At 55.5% G+C, this 19915-nt stretch carries 20 protein-coding genes; 9 read left to right on the top strand and 11 right to left on the bottom strand.

Going from position 1 to position 19915, the window contains the following annotated elements; genetic code table 11:
- The first annotated feature begins 193 nt into the window (after window positions 1–193).
- Window positions 194–925: a flagellar brake protein gene (locus EKN38_RS19700; RefSeq protein WP_014832344.1), complete on the top strand. Its 732-nt coding sequence runs from the start codon at window positions 194–196 to the stop codon at window positions 923–925.
- Between the two features lie 38 nt (window positions 926–963).
- On the opposite strand, the gene emtA is transcribed toward EKN38_RS19700, so the two are convergent.
- Window positions 964–1575 (bottom strand): membrane-bound lytic murein transglycosylase EmtA, encoded by a 612-nt coding sequence (gene emtA, locus EKN38_RS19695; RefSeq protein ID WP_014832345.1) that lies wholly within the window; start codon window positions 1573–1575, stop codon window positions 964–966.
- A 96-nt stretch (window positions 1576–1671) separates the two neighbouring features.
- Here emtA and ldcA point away from each other — a divergent pair, with 96 nt between their 5' ends.
- Window positions 1672–2586: a muramoyltetrapeptide carboxypeptidase gene (gene ldcA, locus EKN38_RS19690; RefSeq protein WP_014832346.1), complete on the top strand. Its 915-nt coding sequence runs from the start codon at window positions 1672–1674 to the stop codon at window positions 2584–2586.
- Between the two features lie 97 nt (window positions 2587–2683).
- Window positions 2684–4417 carry a potassium/proton antiporter gene (locus EKN38_RS19685; RefSeq protein ID WP_014832347.1) on the top strand — a complete coding sequence of 578 codons (1734 nt, stop codon included), beginning with the start codon at window positions 2684–2686 and terminating at the stop codon, window positions 4415–4417.
- Between the two features lie 45 nt (window positions 4418–4462).
- Here the strand turns inward: EKN38_RS19685 and dadX are convergent, their stop codons facing one another.
- Both dadX and EKN38_RS19675 read right to left on the bottom strand, forming a co-directional pair.
- Complete coding sequence (gene dadX / locus EKN38_RS19680) at window positions 4463–5533, bottom strand: catabolic alanine racemase DadX (RefSeq protein WP_013096156.1); 1071 nt, start codon at window positions 5531–5533, stop codon at window positions 4463–4465.
- Between the two features lie 9 nt (window positions 5534–5542).
- Window positions 5543–6841: a D-amino acid dehydrogenase gene (locus EKN38_RS19675; protein ID WP_014832348.1), complete on the bottom strand. Its 1299-nt coding sequence runs from the start codon at window positions 6839–6841 to the stop codon at window positions 5543–5545.
- A gap of 320 nt (window positions 6842–7161) precedes the next feature.
- On the opposite strand from EKN38_RS19675, the gene EKN38_RS19670 reads away from it, so the two are divergent.
- Window positions 7162–8694: a SpoVR family protein gene (locus EKN38_RS19670; RefSeq protein WP_014832349.1), complete on the top strand. Its 1533-nt coding sequence runs from the start codon at window positions 7162–7164 to the stop codon at window positions 8692–8694.
- 111 nt (window positions 8695–8805) lie between these two features.
- Here EKN38_RS19670 and fadR read toward each other — a convergent pair whose 3' ends face one another.
- Window positions 8806–9525, bottom strand: a complete 720-nt coding sequence (gene fadR, locus EKN38_RS19665) for a fatty acid metabolism transcriptional regulator FadR (protein ID WP_014832350.1) — start codon at window positions 9523–9525, stop codon at window positions 8806–8808.
- 201 nt (window positions 9526–9726) lie between these two features.
- On the opposite strand from fadR, the gene nhaB reads away from it, so the two are divergent.
- Both nhaB and dsbB read left to right on the top strand, forming a co-directional pair.
- A complete protein-coding gene (nhaB, locus tag EKN38_RS19660; protein ID WP_014832351.1) occupies window positions 9727–11265 on the top strand; it encodes a Na(+)/H(+) antiporter NhaB in 1539 nt (512 codons plus the stop codon).
- Window positions 11266–11311: 46 nt separating this feature from the next.
- Entirely contained in the window at window positions 11312–11842 is a 531-nt protein-coding gene (gene dsbB, locus EKN38_RS19655; protein WP_014832352.1) for a disulfide bond formation protein DsbB, read from the top strand.
- A gap of 120 nt (window positions 11843–11962) precedes the next feature.
- Here the strand turns inward: dsbB and EKN38_RS19650 are convergent, their stop codons facing one another.
- The 3 genes from EKN38_RS19650 to EKN38_RS19640 form a co-directional block, all read right to left on the bottom strand.
- Window positions 11963–12403 (bottom strand): YcgN family cysteine cluster protein, encoded by a 441-nt coding sequence (locus tag EKN38_RS19650; RefSeq protein ID WP_014832353.1) that lies wholly within the window; start codon window positions 12401–12403, stop codon window positions 11963–11965.
- A gap of 91 nt (window positions 12404–12494) precedes the next feature.
- Window positions 12495–13154 carry a fumarylacetoacetate hydrolase family protein gene (locus EKN38_RS19645; RefSeq protein ID WP_014832354.1) on the bottom strand — a complete coding sequence of 220 codons (660 nt, stop codon included), beginning with the start codon at window positions 13152–13154 and terminating at the stop codon, window positions 12495–12497.
- Between the two features lie 47 nt (window positions 13155–13201).
- The gene (locus EKN38_RS19640; protein WP_014832355.1) at window positions 13202–13477 is read right to left on the bottom strand and encodes a YcgL domain-containing protein; all 276 of its coding nucleotides are present in this window, start codon (window positions 13475–13477) and stop codon (window positions 13202–13204) included.
- Window positions 13478–13600: 123 nt separating this feature from the next.
- On the opposite strand from EKN38_RS19640, the gene minC reads away from it, so the two are divergent.
- Genes minC through minE form a run of 3 tightly spaced genes read left to right on the top strand, consistent with a single transcriptional unit; the run spans window position 13601 to window position 15417 of the window.
- Window positions 13601–14308, top strand: a complete 708-nt coding sequence (gene minC / locus EKN38_RS19635) for a septum site-determining protein MinC (RefSeq protein WP_014832356.1) — start codon at window positions 13601–13603, stop codon at window positions 14306–14308.
- 23 nt (window positions 14309–14331) lie between these two features.
- A complete protein-coding gene (gene minD, locus EKN38_RS19630; RefSeq protein ID WP_008500505.1) occupies window positions 14332–15144 on the top strand; it encodes a septum site-determining protein MinD in 813 nt (270 codons plus the stop codon).
- 3 nt (window positions 15145–15147) lie between these two features.
- Entirely contained in the window at window positions 15148–15417 is a 270-nt protein-coding gene (gene minE / locus EKN38_RS19625; protein ID WP_008500504.1) for a cell division topological specificity factor MinE, read from the top strand.
- Window positions 15418–15490: 73 nt separating this feature from the next.
- On the opposite strand, the gene rnd is transcribed toward minE, so the two are convergent.
- The 4 genes from rnd to tsaB all read right to left on the bottom strand — a co-directional run bounded on the left by rnd (window position 15491) and on the right by tsaB (window position 19893).
- Window positions 15491–16618: a ribonuclease D gene (gene rnd / locus EKN38_RS19620; protein WP_014832357.1), complete on the bottom strand. Its 1128-nt coding sequence runs from the start codon at window positions 16616–16618 to the stop codon at window positions 15491–15493.
- 71 nt (window positions 16619–16689) lie between these two features.
- Entirely contained in the window at window positions 16690–18375 is a 1686-nt protein-coding gene (gene fadD / locus EKN38_RS19615) for a long-chain-fatty-acid--CoA ligase FadD (protein ID WP_014832358.1), read from the bottom strand.
- Between the two features lie 203 nt (window positions 18376–18578).
- Window positions 18579–19160, bottom strand: coding sequence for a Slp family lipoprotein (locus EKN38_RS19610; protein WP_014832359.1), 582 nt, complete (start codon window positions 19158–19160; stop codon window positions 18579–18581).
- A gap of 37 nt (window positions 19161–19197) precedes the next feature.
- Window positions 19198–19893: a tRNA (adenosine(37)-N6)-threonylcarbamoyltransferase complex dimerization subunit type 1 TsaB gene (gene tsaB, locus EKN38_RS19605; protein WP_014832360.1), complete on the bottom strand. Its 696-nt coding sequence runs from the start codon at window positions 19891–19893 to the stop codon at window positions 19198–19200.
- Between the last annotated feature and the right edge of the window lie 22 nt (window positions 19894–19915).

The following is a 19915-nucleotide window of genomic DNA, read 5'->3' as shown; positions in this document are numbered from 1 at the left end:
TGCAGGTTTAACGCATGCGCAGAAAACCTTCCGCGCAGGTAACTTAAGTATAGGTCATCACGGTAAAACCGATTTCATCTCACCGACTTAACTTCTCTGTACTGCGAAAAAAACTCACCGGTTTGTATTAAGTTTCGTTTCACGCTGCCGATAACGCAAAGACAGTCTGTCATTTATCAAGGAGCCATCCGGCGTGAGTAATTACAGTGAGCAGTTCCTGAAGCAAAATCCGCTGGCTGTATTAGGGGTATTGCGTGACCTGCAAAAAGGCGAGGTGCCGCTGCGCATCAGCTGGTCAAACAATCAGTTCATCAGCAAGATCCTGGATGCGTCTGCAGAGAGGCTGGTCATCGACCTGGGCAGTCAGGAGCATGAAAACCGCGCCGCGCTGCGGGCGGAGAAAATCTCGGTGATGGCAGAAACGCACGGCGCAAAAGTGGAATTTGTCCTGCCGCGCCTGGAGCTGAGCGAATTCGGCGGCCTTCCGGCGTTTGTCACCCCGCTGCCGGCCAACCTCTGGTTTGTTCAGCGCCGTGAATATTTTCGTATCAGTGCCCCGCTGCACCCTGCCTATTTTGGTAAGGCCAAAATGCCGGACAAAAAAGAGATCCGCTTTCGCCTGTTTGACCTCTCCCTGGGCGGCATGGGTGCGCTGATGGATACGCCAAAGCCTGACGGACTGGTAGAAGGCATGCGATTTACCCAAATCGAACTGGATATGGGAGGCTGGGGGCGTTTTTACTTTGATGCGCAGCTGATTGCCATCAGCGAGCGTAAGGTGGTCGACAGCAAAAATGAAACGATCGTCACGCCACGTCTGAGCTTCCGCTTCCTGAACGTCGGGCCGGGCGCAGAGCGCGAACTGCAACGGATTATCTATTCTCTTGAGCGAGAAGCGCGGGAGCGGGCGAATAAAGTGTTGTGACAGACGCCGGGCAGCACGCTGGCCGCCCGACAACGGCATTACATGGCATCCATCGCTTTCTGTACTTTCCAGATATAACGCGGAGCCTGTGGTGCCGGATGATTTTTCACTACGTGTTCAAAGAACTCGTCTTTGTCCATGCCGTTAATCTCTTCTATCGCCTCTTTACGGTCCGATGAGAACGTCCTGAGCAGCGCACCCGCGCCGTTCACGTAAGAGACCACCAGCGCATACTGCATCACTTCAGGATCCTCGATTCCCTTCAGCACGCCGTGTTCCAGAATACTCAAATAAGCCGTGCCCATGGAGATGTTACGTTCCGGGTTTTTCAGCTCGCTGGTTGACGGCTGACCGCTCCAGCCCATATAGCGATAGACCTCTCTGCCGGCAGTTGAGGCCTTAAGCTGCATTAACCCCACGGCATTGGATTTGCTGACAAGCGTTGGGTTACCGCCGGATTCCACGGCAATGATCGCCGTGATCAGCCGCGGGCTGACACCCCAGGCTTTGCCCGCCTGTTCGCTGATCGGCATCCACTGCATGGCCCGTTTCACAGGTACTTCCGGGTTCCATGCCGGGTTTTGATAGTCATGTTTTGAACTACAGCCAGCCAGCAACACAATCAAAAAAGCAAACCATCTCAATTTCACGTCATCTATCCTTATAGCCGGTCATCGCCCTTGAAGCAGGCAACGTATAAGCGGCATGATATAGACAATTAGATTCTCATTCAGCAAGGAATTGCCATGTCTCAGTTTCATCTTATCGCGCCGTCCGGGTACTGCATCAACCAGGAGGCGGCACAGCGGGGCGTTGAGCGCTTACTGGAACTCGGCTACCCGGTAGAAAATCAGACAATTATCCCCCGCCGCCAGCAGCGATTTGCCGGTACGGAAGCGCAAAGGCTGAATGATATCAACAGCCTGGTGAACCTGCAGGGTGAGAACAACATCGTGCTGGCGGTGCGCGGCGGCTATGGTGCGAGCCGGTTGCTGGAGAGTATTGACTGGCAAGGGCTGGCAAAGCGTCAGCAGCAGGATCCGCTGCTGATCTGCGGCCACAGCGACTTTACCGTAATCCAGCTCGGGCTGCTCGCGCTGCATAACGTGGTGACCTTCAGCGGCCCGATGCTGGCCGGTAATTTCGGGGCACCCGAGCTTGACCCATTTACGGTGGAACACTTCTGGCGCGCTCTGAAAAACCCGACCTACAGCGTTGAGTGGCAGGGCAACGGGCCGCACTGGTCGTGTGAAGGACAACTCTGGGGCGGAAATCTGGCAATGCTGGTGTCGCTCATCGGAACGCCATGGCTGCCGCAAATTGACGACGGCATTCTGGTGCTGGAAGATATCAATGAACATCCGTTCCGCGTCGAGCGCATGTTATTGCAGCTGTATTACGCCGGTATTCTGGAACGTCAGTCCGCGGTTATTCTTGGCAGTTTTACCGGTGCCGCGCCGAATGACTATGACGCAGGATACTCGCTGGAAACGATGGTCGATTTCATCCGCTCACGCCTTGATATTCCTGTTATTACCGGGCTGGACTTCGGCCACGAGCAGCAAACCGTCACCCTGGCGTTAGGCGCGCAGGCCACCCTGAAGCATGATGAAACGGGCAGTCGGTTAACGATTGGGGGTCATCCGGTCATAAAGGCATAAAAAAGCCGTTAATCCCCCTCAATAAACCGCTGTTTGCGTCGTTAATATGTTAGGGTTTTAGTAACAGCATTAACATTGAGGTGGGAGTAAGACAACATTGGATGCCACAGCGATAATCAGTCTTTTCATTCTGGGTTCTGTGCTCGTAACCTGTAGTATTTTATTAAGTTCATTTTCATCGCGTCTCGGCATACCTATTCTTGTTATTTTCCTTGCCATCGGCATGCTGGCGGGTGTCGATGGTATCGGCGGTATCCCTTTCGATAACTACCCCTTCGCTTACATGATCAGTAACCTTGCGCTGGCGGTGATCCTGCTCGACGGCGGGATGCGCACTCAGGCGAGCTCATTTCGCGTCGCGCTGGGGCCCGCCCTGTCGCTGGCGACGGTCGGGGTGTTAATTACCTCCGGTCTGACCGGTATGATGGCGGCGTGGCTGTTCCATCTCGATCTGATGGAAGGTTTACTGATTGGCGCGATTGTCGGCTCAACCGACGCGGCGGCGGTGTTTTCCCTGCTGGGAGGCAAAGGGTTGAACGAACGCGTCGGCTCCACGCTTGAGATTGAATCCGGCAGTAACGATCCGATGGCGGTATTTCTCACCATCACGCTGATAGAGATGATCCAGCAGCATGAAACGGGCTTAAGCTGGATGTTTGCCCTGCATATCCTGCAGCAGTTCGGCCTGGGGATTGCGCTCGGCCTTGCCGGGGGCTATCTGCTTCAGCAGACGATCAACCGGATATCGCTGCCTTCCGGACTTTACCCGCTGCTGGCTCTCAGCGGAGGCATTCTGATTTTTGCTGTCACCACCGCGCTGAACGGCAGCGGGATCCTCGCGGTTTATCTCTGCGGCTTCCTGCTGGGCAATCGCCCTATTCGTAACCGTCACGCCATTTTGCAGAACTTCGACGGACTGGCCTGGCTGGCGCAAATCGGGATGTTCCTCGTGCTGGGTCTGCTGGTGACGCCGTCAGACCTGCTGCCGATTGCCGTTCCGGCGCTGATTTTATCGGCATGGATGATCTTCTTCGCCCGTCCCCTGTCGGTGTTTGCCGGTCTGCTGCCGTTTCGCGGCTTCAACCTGCGCGAACGCGTCTTTATCAGCTGGGTGGGGCTGCGCGGCGCGGTACCGATTATCCTTGCCGTCTTCCCGATGATGGCCGGGCTGGACAACGCGCGGCTGTTCTTTAATGTCGCCTTCTTCGTGGTGCTGATCTCGCTGCTGTTCCAGGGAACCTCGCTCGGGTGGGCGGCGAAAAAAGCCAAAGTGGTGGTTCCTCCCGTGGGCTGGCCGGTGTCCCGCGTGGGGCTGGATATTCACCCGGAAAACCCGTGGGAACAGTTTGTCTACCAGCTCAGCGCCGATAAATGGTGCGTGGGGGCGTCGCTGCGTGATTTGCATATGCCAGCCGATACGCGTATTGCCGCCCTGTTCCGCGATAATGTCCTGCTGCACCCTACCGGCAGCACCCGGCTACGCGAAGGCGATATTCTGTGTGTGATTGGCCGCGAGCGCGACCTGCCCGCCCTGGGTAAACTGTTCAGCCAGTCGCCTCCGGTGGCGCTGGATCAGCGTTTCTTCGGCGATTTTATTCTGGAAGCCAGCGCCAGGTTTGCGGATGTGGCGCTGATTTATGGGCTGGACGAAGGTGCTGAAGGCGACGATAACCAGCAAACGCTGGGCGAAATCATCCAGCAGCGCCTTGGTGCGGCCCCGGTTGTGGGTGACCAGGTGGAGTTTGCCGGGATGATCTGGACCGTAGCAGAAAAAGAAGATAACGCGGTGCGGAAAGTCGGTTTGCGGCCGATGGAAGAGGACGTGGAGTAGTGGTTTTGCCGGGTAAGCGTTAGCGCCACCCGGCAGATACGTACGTTACACCGTCACAACCGGCACTCTTGGTGCCAGCGCGCACATCAGTTCATACCCTACCGTCCCCGCCGCGGCAGCAACGTCATCAATTTTGACTTCGTTACCCCACAGCTCGACCGGGGAACCAATGCCTGCCTGCGGACATGGCGTGAGGTCAACGGCCAGCATATCCATGGAGACAGTACCCACCGTTCCCGTGCGCACCCCGTCTACCCAGACTGGCGTGCCGCTCGGCGCAATGCGCGGGTAGCCGTCAGCATAACCGCCCGCCACAATACCAATCCGTTGCTCGCCCGTCGCCCGGTAACGGCTGCCGTAGCCCACCGTGTCGCCGGCCTTCAGCGTCTGCACACCGATGATTTCGCTGCGCAGGGTCATCACCGGCTTCAGGCCGCTGTTGGCGATATCCTGCCACTGGCCTGAGGGAGAGGCGCCATAAAGGACAATGCCCGGACGCACCCAGTTATAATGCGCCTCCGGATGCCACAGCGTGGCCGCTGAGTTGGAGAGCGAACGGGGGCAATCCAGCCCTTCTGCCGCCTGCTCAATGCGCACCATCGCATCGGCAATGCCGTCCGGTTTCTCCGCGTCGGCAAAATGCGCCATCAAAGTCATTTCACCCACGTTCTTCAGGGCGCGGAGCTGTTGCCATACCGTATGGACCCGCTCGGGCTGGAAGCCCAGGCGGTTCATACCGCTGTTCACCTTGAGATAAATATCCAGCGGCGCATGCAGTTTTGCATCCTGAATCGCTTTAATTTGCCAGTTGCTGTGCACGCTGGTGGTCAGCCGGTACTTATCCAGCAGCGGCAGATCGTCGGCGTGGAAGAATCCCTCAAGCAACAGAATAGGCCCTTTCCAGCCGCGCTCGCGCAGCAGAATGGCCTCTTCCAGATTCAGTAACGCAAAACCGTCGGTGGCGCTGAGCGCACTCCAGATACGATCGATACCGTGGCCGTAGGCATTGGCTTTCACTACCGACCAGACGCGTGAACCTGGCGCCGCCCGGCGAACAATTTGCAGGTTATCCTTCAGGGCCTGCAAATCGAGCTGAGCCAGAACAGGACGGGACATGACAACTCCTTAGTTATGCGCGCCGTGCAGGTGCTGTGGACGCGAAGGGGTAAACCCCGATTGATAGCGTGCGGCACTTAAATCGTCAAACGGAATTGCCGGCGTGCGCCCGGAAATCAAATCGCTAAGCAGCTGGCCAGAGCCGCAGGCCATTGTCCAGCCCAGCGTACCGTGACCGGTATTGGTCCACAGGTTTTTGAACGGCGTACGGCCGACAATTGGCGTGCCGTCTGGCGTCATTGGCCGCAGTCCGGTCCAGAAGGTTGCCTGCTCGACAAAACCGCCACGCGGGAAGAGGTCGCCCACCACCATCTCCAGCGTTTCACGGCGCGGCTTCAGCAGCTCGGTGTTAAAGCCGACAATCTCCGCCATTCCGCCAACGCGGATGCGGTTATCAAAGCGGGTAATGGCGATTTTGTAGGTCTCATCCAGAATGGTGGAAACTGGTGCCCCGCTGTCCTCTTTTACCGGAATGGTCAGGGAGTAGCCCTTCAGCGGGTAAACCGGAATGTCGAGAATGCCCTTCAGCATCGCGGTGGAGTATGAGCCAAATGCCATAACGTAGGCATCCGCTTTAATGACCTCATCCCCACACTTCACACCGTAGATACTGCCGCCTTCAGAGAGCAGTTTATCGACCGCAGTATTAAAGCGGAATTTCACCCCCGCCTGCTCGCACATCTGCGCGAGACGCTGCGTAAACAGCTGGCAGTCACCGGTTTCATCATTCGGTAAACGCAGGCCGCCCGTCAGCTTGTGCGACACTTCTGCCAGCGCCGGTTCAACCTGCCCAAGCTGGCTGGCTTCGAGCAGTTGATACGGTACGCCCGCATCTTCCAGCACGGCAATATCACGGGTGGCGTTTTCATATTGTTGCGCCGTACGGAACAACTGCAGCGTGCCGCCCTGGCGACCTTCGTACTCAATACCGGTGGAGGCGCGCAAGGCTTTCAGGCAGTCACGGCTGTATTCCGCCAGACGCACCATCCGACCTTTGTTTTCCATGTAGTGACGGGTGTCGCAGTTGCGCAGCATCTGCCACATCCACTTCAGCTGGAACTGGGTGCCGTCGAGACTGATCGCCAGCGGCGCATGGCGCTGGAACATCCACTTAATCGCCTTCAGCGGAACGCCGGGGGCCGCCCACGGCGCTGCATAACCCGGCGAGATCTGTCCGGCGTTCGCCGCACTGGTTTCCAGCGCAGGCCCTGACTCACGATCGATAACGGTCACGTCATGTCCCGCCTGACTTAAATACCAGGCGCTGGTTACGCCAACGACACCACTTCCCAGTATGACAACACGCATAGCCACTCCATATGTGCAAAAGAACAATCTTCTAATTACAGATTGATAACCTAGTTGAAAATATTATTCAACATACGACTTTTTTATGGTGACTTGTCTCACACATCCCCCAGCATCAGGGGATGAGGTGAATTTGGGATCTCCTGCTGCGCGTTATTTTTAACCAGTATAAAATTCTGTGAAGACCGCTTTTTTTGCCGCATCAAAAACGGGAAATCGCAAAGAAAAAATTTCTGCTCCAGCACGCTTTTTAACACGGTGATCTATGCTTATCAGGAGGCTCTCCAGACAGAGAGAGCTCCCACAACGAGGGCGCGCTAATGGCTACTATTGATTCCCTGAACAAGGACAACACACGTCTGAGCGATGGACCCGACTGGACCTTCGAGTTGCTGGATGTCTATCTCGCCGAAATCGATCGGGTGGCAAAACTGTATCGTCTTGATACCTATCCCCATCAGATTGAAGTCATTACGTCCGAGCAGATGATGGACGCCTACTCCAGCGTCGGGATGCCGATTAACTATCCGCACTGGTCGTTTGGTAAAAAATTCATTGAAACGGAGCGTTTATATAAGCACGGCCAGCAGGGTCTTGCGTATGAGATAGTGATCAACTCCAACCCGTGTATCGCCTACCTGATGGAAGAGAACACCATAACCATGCAGGCGCTGGTGATGGCGCATGCCTGCTACGGGCATAACTCGTTTTTCAAGAATAACTACCTGTTCCGCAGCTGGACCGATGCCAGCTCGATTGTCGATTACCTGATCTTCGCGCGTAAGTACATTACCGACTGCGAAGAGCGCTACGGCGTGGACGAAGTGGAGAAACTGCTCGACTCCTGTCACGCGCTGATGAACTACGGCGTTGATCGTTACAAACGTCCGCAGAAAATCTCCCTGCAGGAGGAGAAAGCGCGGCAGAAAAGCCGCGAAGAGTATCTGCAAAGCCAGGTAAATATGCTGTGGCGCACTCTGCCGAAACGTGAAGAAGAGAAAGCGGTTGCTGAAGCGCGTCGCTACCCGTCTGAGCCGCAGGAAAATCTGCTCTATTTTATGGAGAAAAACGCGCCGCTGCTGGAGCCATGGCAGCGTGAGATCCTGCGCATCGTGCGTAAGGTCAGCCAGTATTTCTATCCGCAGAAACAGACACAGGTGATGAACGAAGGCTGGGCGACTTTCTGGCATTACACCATTCTTAACCATCTGTATGACGAAGGGAAAGTCACCGAGCGGTTCATGATGGAGTTCCTGCACAGCCATACGAACGTGGTGTTCCAGCCGCCTTACAACAGCCCATGGTATAGCGGCATAAACCCGTATGCGCTTGGCTTTGCAATGTTCCAGGACATTAAACGCATCTGCCAGTCGCCAACGGAAGAAGATAAGTACTGGTTCCCGGACATCGCCGGCTCTGACTGGCTGGAAACGCTGCATTTCGCGATGCGTGACTTTAAGGATGAGAGCTTCATCAGCCAGTTTATGTCGCCGAAAATTATGCGTGATTTCCGCTTCTTCACCGTGCTGGACGATGACCGCAATAACTACCTGGAGATTTCGGCGATCCATAACGAGGAAGGCTACCGTGAGATCCGCTCTCGCCTCTCCTCCCAGTACAACCTGAGCAACCTTGAACCCAATATTCAGGTCTGGAATGTGGATTTACGCGGCGATCGTTCCCTGACGCTGCGCTATATTCCGCATAACCGGGCGCCGCTGGACAAAGGCCGCAAAGAGGTGCTGAAGCATGTGCATCGCCTGTGGGGCTTTGATGTGCTGCTGGAGCAGCAGAATGAAGATGGCAGCGTGGAGCTGCTGGAACGTTGCCCGGCGCGGTTGAATACGCTGTAATGTTTTTTGCCGGGTGGCGGCTACGTCTTACCCGGTCTACGGGTTTTGTAGGCCCGGTAAGCGAAGCACCACCGGGCGAAAAAAAACCTCTCACCTGAGAGGTTTTTTATTTCAGCGACTCTGAATCGCTAAATCGCCCGGCAGTGTTTTCTGCATCCGGTGCCAGATTTCACCGGAATCATGGCCGTAGCGGCGCACCGTTTCATACACCTGATCGTGCAGGCCTTCGGTACAGAGTTTGCTGAGCTTATGGTAGAAGCCCAGCGCCAGACTGCGCGCTTCAGGGTTGGCAAAGTAGTGGCGACCAATACGGGTATACAGCCCTTTCATGCCGTTCAGGATCAGACCGTACACCGGGTTACCGGAGGCAAACGCCAGTCCGCGGAAGACGTTGTAATCGAGCGTGGCAAAGGCATCCGCGTGATCTTCCACTTCGTTTGCGCTGGCGAGCACCTGCAGCGCATCTTCCGGATGCTGACGAAAAGCGGTACGAATAAAGATTGTCGCAATGTTGGTACGCACCGAGAGCAGATTATCAATCAACTGCGGCACGCTTTCATGATCGAGGCGCGCCAGCGTTTCAAGAATGTTCAACCCGGAGGTTTCCCAGAAGTTGTTTACTTTCGTTGGCTTACCGTGCTGGATCGTCAACCAGCCATCGCGCGCCAGTCGCTGAAGCACTTCACGCAGCGTGGTGCGAGTGACGCCAATCAGTTCAGAGAGTTCGCGTTCAGCCGGAAGAATGGATCCCGCAGGGAAGCGATTATTCCAGATGCTTTCAATGATGTACTCTTCCGCGAAACCCGCCGGGCTCTGCGCCTTAATGACCATAGTGAGATTTCCATTACACAGCTTTTGCAAATTGCACTCATCATACCAGAGGCACGCAGAGGCAGGTAGCGCGTGAAAGAGAGAAAAGAGGGATCGCTGTTTTATTTTTGTGAAATTTACACTGCAGTCTTATCCGCCTCCCGGCCACGATTTTTGCGTATACTGATGTTTTGTTTTACCTGACGGGGAAGGACGTCTGTTGTGGAAATTTCTTTTGGACGCGCGCTGTGGCGCAATTTTTTAGGCCAGTCTCCTGACTGGTACAAACTGATACTTCTGGTTTTCCTGATTGTTAACCCCATTATTTTTAGTGTCTCTCCGTTCGTCGCCGGCTGGCTGCTGGTGGCGGAGTTTATCTTCACCCTGGCCATGGCGCTGAAATGCTATCCCCTGCTACCAGGCGGTTTGCTGGCTTTTGAAGCCGTGGTTATCGGCATGACGAGCGCAGAGCATGTCAAAGCAGAGCTGGCTTCCAATCTTGAAGTGCTGCTGCTGCTGATCTTCATGGTGGCCGGTATCTACTTTATGAAACAGCTGCTGCTGTTTATCTTCACCCGCCTGTTGCTCAGCATTCCGTCTAAAACGGTGCTGTCGCTGGCGTTCTGCCTTGCTGCCGCATTTCTTTCGGCCTTCCTGGATGCGCTGACCGTCGTGGCGGTGGTCATCAGTGTCGCGGTCGGGTTTTATGGCATTTATCACCGCGTGGCCTCGTCCCGTCCGGGCGAAGACTTGCAGGACGACAGTCACGTCGAAGCGCATAACCGTGAGGTGCTGGAACAGTTCCGCGCGTTTCTGCGCAGCCTGATGATGCATGCGGGCGTCGGTACCGCATTAGGTGGCGTGATGACCATGGTAGGTGAGCCGCAAAACCTGATCATCGCCAAAGCCGCTGAGTGGCATTTCGGCGAGTTTTTCCTGCGCATGGCCCCGGTCAGCGTGCCCGTGTTCGTCTGCGGGCTAGCAACCTGCATTCTGGTCGAGAAATTCAACGTCTTCGGCTACGGTGCGCAGTTGCCTGAGCCGGTTCGCCAGGAGCTGCATAAATTTGACGAGCAGAACCGTACGCAGCGCACGCGTCAGGAGACGCTACGTCTGATTGCGCAGGGCATCATCGGTATCTGGCTTATCGCCGCGCTGGCATTGCATCTTGCTGAAGTCGGATTGATTGGTCTCTCAGTCATTATTCTTGCGACGACCTTTAGCGGAGTAACGGACGAGCATGCGATCGGTAAAGCCTTTACCGAAGCCCTGCCGTTTACCGCATTGCTGGCGGTCTTCTTTGCGGTGGTGGCGGTGATTATCGACCAACACCTGTTCGCCCCGATTATTACTTTTGTACTCCAGGCGGCGCCCGACGCCCAGCTGACGCTCTTCTATCTGTTCAACGGCCTGCTGTCGTCCATCTCCGACAACGTTTTTGTCGGCACGGTCTACATCAACGAAGCCAAAGCCGCGATGGAAGAAGGCATTATCAACGCCGGCCAGTTCGAGCTGCTGGCGGTTGCCATTAATACCGGCACCAACCTGCCGTCGGTGGCGACGCCAAACGGACAGGCCGCTTTCCTGTTCCTGCTGACCTCTGCCCTCGCGCCACTCATACGTCTTTCTTATGGAAGAATGGTGTGGATGGCGCTGCCCTATACGCTGGTGCTTACGCTTGTGGGATTGCTTTGCGTCAAAATTACCCTCATTCCCTGTACGCAATGGCTGATACAAGCGGGTATACTTGCGGCGCATTAAAATTCGTTTACACTGCGCTTTCTAAGCATGTTCCAGGGAAATGATTATGTTGAGATTTTTAAACCAGTGCTCCCGCGGTCGCGGAGCGTGGTTGTTAATGGCCCTGACCGCCTTTGCGCTGGAAATGGTCGCGCTGTGGTTCCAGCATGTGATGGGGCTAAAACCCTGCGTACTCTGTATCTATGAGCGCTGTGCGCTGTTCGGCATCATGGGCGCCGGTCTGTTGGGTGCGATTGCACCAAAAACACCGCTCCGCTATGCCGCTATCGCTGTCTGGCTGTACAGCGCCTGGAAAGGGATTGAGCTTTCCTGGCAGCACACCATGATGCAGCTGCATCCATCACCGTTTATGACCTGTGATTTCGCCGCCCGCTTCCCGAGCTGGTTGCCGCTGGACAAATGGCTGCCGCAGGTGTTTGTCGCATCCGGTGACTGCTCTGTACGTCAGTGGGAGTTCCTGACGCTGGAGATGCCGCAGTGGCTGGTGGGTATTTTTGTTGCCTACTTCGTTGTGGCACTGCTGGTGCTGATTGCTCAGCCGTTTAAGCCGAAGAAGCGCGATCTGTTCGGAAGATAAAAGCAAAACGGCAACGAGAGTTGCCGTTTTTAGTTTTTGCGCCCTCTCCCGTGGGAGAGAGTTGGGTGAGGGCATCAGGCCGCACAACAATAAAAACCCGCCTCGGCGGGTTTTTCTCTATCACCGGGTCGGGTGATTCATAATGTGGTCTTCCCAGTCCCGCACCTCGGACTCTTTCACCGCGATGTGGCGTACCGAGATACGCTCGCCGTGCATGGCCGCTTTAGAGCCGGTCAGCAAGGGGTGCCATGTCGGCAGATCTTTCCCTTCCGCCAGCAGGCGATACGCGCAGGTATGCGGCAGCCATTCAAACGTCGGCAGGTTCTCACGGGTTAACTTAATGCAGTCCGGCTCAAACTCGAAGCGGCGCTCGTAGTTGCGGCACTGGCAGGTTTTAATGTTTAACTGCTTACAGGCAACGTTGGTGAAATAGATTTCGTCAGTGTCTTCATCCATCAGCTTATGCAGGCAGCACTGCCCGCAGCCGTCACATAACGACTCCCACTCCACGTCTGTCATTTCGTCGAGAGTTTTGCGTTGCCAGAAAGGGATGTCGTTCATCAGGATGTCCACACGTCAAAAGAAAGCGCACCTTATAACGAGTCTGGCACGTTGATGCAAGTTTTGCCGCCCTGAAGGCGGCAAAATGCGTTTACAGCACACGGGTTTTCAGCGAGAGGCCGTTAAAACTCACCTCAAGCTCATCACCACCGTTGAGGGGACCGACACCTTCTGGCGTACCGGTCAGGATCACATCACCCGGTTTCAGGGTAAAGAAGCGGCTCATATAGGCAATCAGCGGCACGATCTTGTGGATCATGTCTGCCGTGGTGCCCTGCTGGCGGATCTCACCGTTCACTTTCAGGCTGAGAGGCGTGTTCTGTGGATCGCCAGTAAACTCACCGACCGGAATAAAGCCCGAGATCGGGCAGGCATTATCAAAGCCTTTGGCTTTTTCCCACGGCTGACCTGCTTTCTTCAGCTTGCCCTGTACCTCACGCAGCGTCAGATCCAGCGCCACGCCGTAACCGGCGATGGCTTTTTGCACATGCTCTTCGGAGGCCTGGCGCAGCGTCGCGCCAATCAGCACCGCCAGCTCCACTTCATGATGCACCGAACCCAGCCCTTGCGGCAGCGCCAGCGGCTGGCGGATATCGCAAAGCGCGGTTTCTGGCTTAATGAACAACACGGGCTCTTCTGGCGTCGCGCTGCCCATCTCCTGAATATGTTTCGCATAGTTGCTGCCCACGCAAACCACTTTGCTGACGGGATAATCCAGTAATGCACCCTGCCAGTTATGATGTTGATACATGATCGACCCCTAAACGGTTGGTGTGTTGTGTCCCAAAGCAACCGGGACTATTTTTTTCCGTTCACCTCAAGATGCTGTTTTAATAAATTCTCGGGTGGTGGCGGTAGCTGTAAATAATAGCCTTGCTCCGTTAATGCCGTTTTTACTTTTTCCAGATCGGCGTTAACCAGTTTTTTACGACCATCGAGCGGCAGTAGCATCGCCAGCTGAGGTCGGCCAAAGCTCTTCATTAATTCTTCAGGCACGCGGGAAAAATCGTCTTTCTTTTCGACATAAAGATAGGTCTGGTCGCGGCTTGTACTTCTGTAGATCACACAAAACATGTTTTTACTCTGAATTCATGGGTGGTTGCTTGCCTCAATATAATCCTGACTATAACATGCCTGATACTCTTCGGAATATCGCAGCGAGTGGTTGCGGTTAATAGCAAATTGAGTAAGGCCAGGATGTCAAACACGCCCATCGAGCTTAAAGGCAGTAGCTTCACCTTATCAGTGGTACATTTGCATGATGCAAAACCCGAGGTTATTCGTCAGGCGTTAGAAGACAAAATCGCTCAGGCTCCCGCCTTTCTGAAGCACGCCCCTGTTGTTATCAATGTCAGCGGTCTGGAATCGCCGGTTAACTGGAAACATCTCCAGCAGGCCGTCTCCTCTACCGGTTTGCGCATTGTGGGCATCAGCGGCTGCAAAGATACTGAGCTGAAAGCGGAAATCGACCGTGCAGGGCTGCCTCTTCTGAACGAGGGCAAGGAAAAAACCCCACGTGCAGCCCCCGTTGCCGTCGAGACGCCCCCCCCTGCGGTACAAAACGTTACCTCCGTCACAAAAACGCGAATGATTGATGTGCCGGTTCGTTCCGGTCAGCGCATTTATGCACCAAACTGTGATCTAATTGTTACAAGCCACGTCAGCGCTGGCGCAGAGCTGATTGCAGATGGCAATATTCACGTATACGGTATGATGCGTGGGCGTGCACTTGCCGGGGCGAGTGGCGATCGGGACGCACAAATATTTTGTACTCACCTGACAGCGGAACTGGTGTCCATCGCAGGTGAATATTGGCTGAGCGACAAGATCCCAGCCGAATTTTATGGCAAAGCGGCTCGTCTGCGACTGGCAGACGACGCGTTGACCGTTCAACCGTTGAATTGATCCCTTTTTAACAAGGAATTTCTATGGCACGCATTATTGTTGTTACTTCGGGTAAAGGAGGCGTTGGCAAGACCACCTCCAGCGCGGCCATCGCTACTGGTTTGGCCCAGAAGGGAAAGAAAACCGTCGTTATCGATTTCGATATCGGTCTGCGTAACCTCGACCTGATCATGGGTTGTGAACGTCGCGTCGTGTATGACTTCGTAAACGTGATTCAGGGCGATGCCACCCTTAACCAGGCGCTGATTAAAGATAAGCGCACCGAGAACCTTTACATCCTTCCGGCCTCGCAGACGCGTGACAAAGACGCCCTGACCCGTGAAGGTGTAGAAAAGGTGCTCGATGAGCTGAAAAAAATGGAGTTCGACTTCATCGTCTGCGACTCCCCAGCCGGTATCGAAACCGGTGCCCTGATGGCGCTCTACTTCGCTGATGAAGCGATCATCACCACCAACCCTGAAGTGTCATCCGTCCGTGACTCTGACCGAATTCTCGGGATCCTCGCCTCCAAATCCCGTCGTGCGGAAAATGGCGAAGATCCGATTAAAGAGCACCTGCTGCTGACCCGCTATAACCCGGGCCGCGTGAACAAAGGTGATATGCTGAGCATGGAAGACGTGCTGGAGATCCTGCGCATCAAACTGGTGGGCGTGATCCCGGAAGACCAGTCCGTGCTGCGCGCCTCTAACCAGGGCGAGCCAGTGATTCTGGATACGATGGCAGATGCCGGTAAAGCCTACGCGGATACCGTTGACCGTCTGCTGGGAGAAGAACGTCCTTTCCGCTTCATTGAAGAAGAGAAGAAAGGTTTCCTCAAACGCCTGTTCGGAGGATAAGTTATGGCATTACTGGACTTTTTTCTCTCGCGGAAAAAGAACACCGCCAACATCGCAAAAGAACGTCTGCAAATCATCGTTGCGGAGCGTCGTCGTAGCGACGCCGAGCCTCACTACCTGCCGCAGTTGCGTAAGGACATCCTGGAAGTGATCTGTAAGTATGTGCAGATTGACCCGGAGATGGTCACCGTGCAGCTGGAGCAAAAAGACGGGGATATTTCGATTCTGGAGCTGAACGTGACGCTCCCGGAAGCGGAAGAGTCGCGTCCGTAGTTTTTTGATTTTGTAGCCCCGGTAAGCGCAGCGCCACCGGGGAAATATGCCGGGTATATTCCCGGCATATTTATTATCGTGGATACCCTTCCAGCAGCGTATTCAGGCGATCGGCCATCAATTCCCCGCGCCAGCCCGCCATCATTTCCGGTAGGCCATTCTGTGGTTTCAGCTTCCAGTGCCAGTTCAGCAACTGGTTAATTTGACGCCGCGATGCCAGCAGTTCGGCACTCAGTTTGCTCTCTGTCGCCACAGCCTGCACCAGCGCTTTGATATCCTTAAACGCCTTGCGATAGCCTGGCATATCCATCAGATTCAGCAGCGGCTCTGGCAGTTCGTCCTCCGGTATCTGCTGCGCTTTGGCCACCAGCGCGAGCAGCGTTTTTCCGTGAAAACGAATTTCGCTGCCTGACAGCCCAATGCTGTCGAGCTCGCCCATGCTGCCTGGCATATAGCGTGCGACCGCCCAGAGGTGCTCTTCGCGTACCACAAAGTTAACGGCCAAATCGCGTTCGCGCGCTTTACGCAGGCGCCAGTCCGCTAACAGTTGCAGGCAGGCCAGCTGACGCGTACGCAGCTGCCACGCATTGCTGATATCGCGCCAGGCCTCTTTCGGGTCAGCGATTTCCTGGCGACGCTGCTGCGTCATCCGGCACTCATCCAGTGCCGCGGGCAGCCAGCCGGAGGCTTCTGCCTCTTTCATGAGCTGTCCGGCGATAGGCAGAAGGTAAAATACGTCTGCCGCAGCGTAGTCCAGCTGACGCTCTGTGAGCGGGCGCGCCAGCCAGTCGGTACGGGATTCACTTTTATCCAGTGTCAGGCCGGTGTACTCCTCAACCATGGCGGCAAAGCCCCATGAAAGCGGACGATTGCTGAACGCGGCGAGGATCTGCGTGTCAATCAGCGGCTGCGGCATGATGCCAAACGTATTCAGAAAGACTTCCAGATCTTCACTGCCTGCGTGCAGGTATTTTGTGACCGCAGTATCAAGCAGCAGGTCACGCATCGGCGTCCAGTCGGTAATGCCGAGCGGGTCAATCAGCGACACGTGTTTGCCGTCGTACATCTGAATCAAACCCAACTGCGGATAATACGTCCGGGTACGGACAAACTCGGTATCCAGGGCGATGGCAGGAAAATCGCGCGTCACTTCGCACAGCGAAGCCAGCTCGTCGTTGGTCGTGATCATCTGGTAATTCAAAACGGTTTCTCTTTTGTTTGCGCCCATAAAAAACGCCGGCTAAACCGGCGTCTGGGCGATTAGCGTGAAGCTCAGGCCTTATTGTCCACTTTGGCACGGGCTTCGTCACGTAATTCTCGTCGTAATATCTTCCCGACGTTTGATTTCGGCAGCTCATCGCGGAACTCCACCAGCTTCGGCACTTTATAGCCGGTGAGCTGACGGCGGCAGAACGTGATGAGCTCCTCCTCGGTAAGAGAGGCGTTTTTCTTCACCACAAAAATCTTCACTGCCTCGCCGCTGCTGCCGGAAGGTACGCCAACCGCGGCAACTTCAAGCACGCCGCTATGCTGCATCACCACATCTTCGATCTCATTCGGATAGACGTTAAATCCGGAGACGAGGATCATGTCTTTCTTACGATCGACAATGCGCAGGAAGCCCTCTTCGTCCATCACCGCGATATCACCGGTGTGCAGCCAGCCGTCTTTGATGATTTCGTCAGTGGCATCAGGACGCTGCCAGTAGCCCAGCATGACCTGCGGCCCTCTGACGCACAGCTCACCCGGCTCGCCGGGCGCGACTTCGTTGTCGTTATCATCCACCAGTTTGGCTTCCGTCGACGGTACCGGCAGGCCGATGCTGCCGCTGTGGTAGTCGATATCGTGCGGATTGACGCTGACCAGCGGGGCACATTCGGTCAGGCCATAGCCTTCAAGTAAATACTGGCCGGTAAGTTTCACCCAGCGCTCGGCCACCGCCTGCTGAACCGGCATTCCGCCGCCCGCAGAGAGGTGTAGCGTGGAGAAATCAAGCTGCTGGAATTCTTTGTTGTTGAGCAGCGCGTTAAACAGCGTGTTTACCCCGGTCATGGCGGTGAACGGGTATTTCGCCAGCTCTTTAACCAGCCCCGGAATGTCGCGTGGGTTGGTAATCAACACGTTCTGACCGCCCAGCTCAATAAACAGCAGGCAGTTCATGGTCAGCGCGAAAATGTGATAAAGCGGAAGCGCGGTGATGACCACCTCTTTGCCCGGATGCAGCAGCGGCCCGTAGGTCGCATTCACCTGCTCAAGGTTCGCCAGCATATTGCGGTGAGTCAGCATGGCGCCTTTGGCCACCCCGGTAGTCCCCCCGGTGTACTGCAGGAACGCAAGATCCTCTGACACCACTTCCGGTTTGACGTATTGCATACGATACCCGGCATGCAGCGCGCGGCGGAAGGAGATGGCATCCGGCAGATGGTATTTCGGTACCAGACGTTTAATGTATTTGACGACAAAGTTAACCAGCGTGCCCTTGGCGGTGGAGAGCTGATCCCCCATGCGCGTCAGGATGACGTGTTTCACCTGGGTTCTGTCGACCACTTTCTCCAGCGTGTGGGCAAAGTTCGAGACGATCACAATCGCGGCCGCGCCGCTGTCGTTCAGCTGATGCTCCAGCTCACGTGGCGTGTAGAGCGGGTTGACGTTGACGACAATCATCCCGGCCCGCAGGATACCAAACAATGCGACCGGGTATTGCAGCAGGTTCGGCATCATCAGCGCGACGCGATCCCCTTTTTGCAGCCCCAGCCCTTCCTGCAAATACGCCGCGAACGCCCGACTCCGCTCCTCAAGCTTACGGAACGTCATCACCTCACCCATATTGATAAACGCGGGCTGATCGGCGTAACGCCTTACCGAGTGTTCAAATAATTCAACCAGGGATTGATAACGGTCAGGATTGATCTCCGCAGGCACATCTGCGGGATAACGGTTAAGCCAAACCTTGTTCAATGCATCACCTCTGAATTGAGTGTTCGTCGTCATCACAACCCCGATAATAAACAGTTTGTTAACATTATATTAACTCAGCGTACCAGTTTATTAATTGCCCAGATTTAAGGTTGCGAAGCGCGTCACTCTTTTTTTTCGTTTTAGCCGTAAAAAAACAGAGACAGCGGCTGAGCCGCTGTCTCTTTTCTAACAATAACAGTAAGTTACTCAGTAACGATCGTCTGTACCTGCGCCGGGCCCGGGTTATACCAGCCCCAGCCAGGGTAGCCGTAACGATACGGATGTGGGCCCCACATCCACGGATCAACAGGCTGAGGCGGCATGATCACCTGCTGTGTCAGGCGCCAGCGTTTGTACCCGTTGACCTGCATGGTCATGAATTTGTACGGTGTCGTGCCGATTTTGCCCTGTGTCGTGCCGGTTATCGGCCCGACAACGGTCACCAGTTGCCCGCGAAAATCGACCGGGTCAAGGAAGCCGCTAACATCGGCAAAAATGCGCCCGCGCGAGGTTTCGCCGAGTACCGGACGTGCGCCGCTATCCAGCGGCACGGTGGCGATCTCCAGCCGGGTTTTCCCCTGCAGGTTTTGCACCTCAATCACCTTCCCGCCAAAGCGCGCTTCCTGACCGACGTAAAGCTCAGGGGCATTCATCACGCGAACCAGATCCTGCTGTGGCGTAGGGCTGCTGCCCTTAATCGCATCAGGAACGGAAACGCATCCGCTCAGTGCTATGGCCACAGCGCCTGCCATAATGAGGCGTACTACTTTAGTCTGAACCGCCATGATGCGACTCCTTTTTCTCAGTTCCTGTTACTGAGATTCACTCGCGGCCTGGAAGTTTCTTCCACGCGACGGTGTTTCGCAAATAAACCGGCTCGGCATGTTCAACGGCCACGGTTTTTCCTGCTGCGAGCAGCTGGCAGGCGAGAGGAAGCATATCCTCTGCGACAGGCAGAAGCATGTTGCCGTCCACCAGCGTCACGCCGGTACCGTTTGCCATGTCAGGCCATGCCGCCCAACCAGTCCCTACCGTCGCCCACTTACCGGACAGGTTCTGCAACCGTTCGGTTACCGCTTCCGGCTTGAGCACCGCTTCCGTCTCTTCGCCGTGCCACACGCCCTGCTCGTCGCGGGTGTATTCAGCCCAGTAGACTTCGCCCATGCGGGCATCAATCGCTGCCAGTACATGTGTGGCGCCGGTCATACGCCACGCGCCCTGCGCCATCGTCGCCAGGGTGGAAACACCGATCATCGGCAGGTCAGCACCCAGTGCCAGCCCCTGCGCAATACCAATCCCAATGCGTACACCCGTAAAGCTGCCGGGGCCACGGCCAAAGGCCAGCGCATCGAGGTCGGTTAAGGTGGTGTTGCCCTGGGTCAAAATCGCTTTCACCAGGGGCAGAATACGTTGGGTGTGTTCTCGTGGACACTCTTCGAAATGAGCAGAAATAGCACCGTCGTTCCACAGAGCAACGGAACACGCCTCTGTAGCGGTATCAATAGCCAGAATTCGCATCAGTCGTCGCGCTCTCGCAATG

Origin of the sequence: Enterobacter sp. WCHEn045836, assembly GCF_003965585.1 — a bacterium.
Taxonomy (GTDB): Bacteria; Pseudomonadota; Gammaproteobacteria; order Enterobacterales; family Enterobacteriaceae; genus Enterobacter; species Enterobacter dissolvens.
The sequence above is the reverse complement of the archived record's forward strand: the minus strand, read 5'-3'. Positions and strand labels throughout refer to the sequence as shown.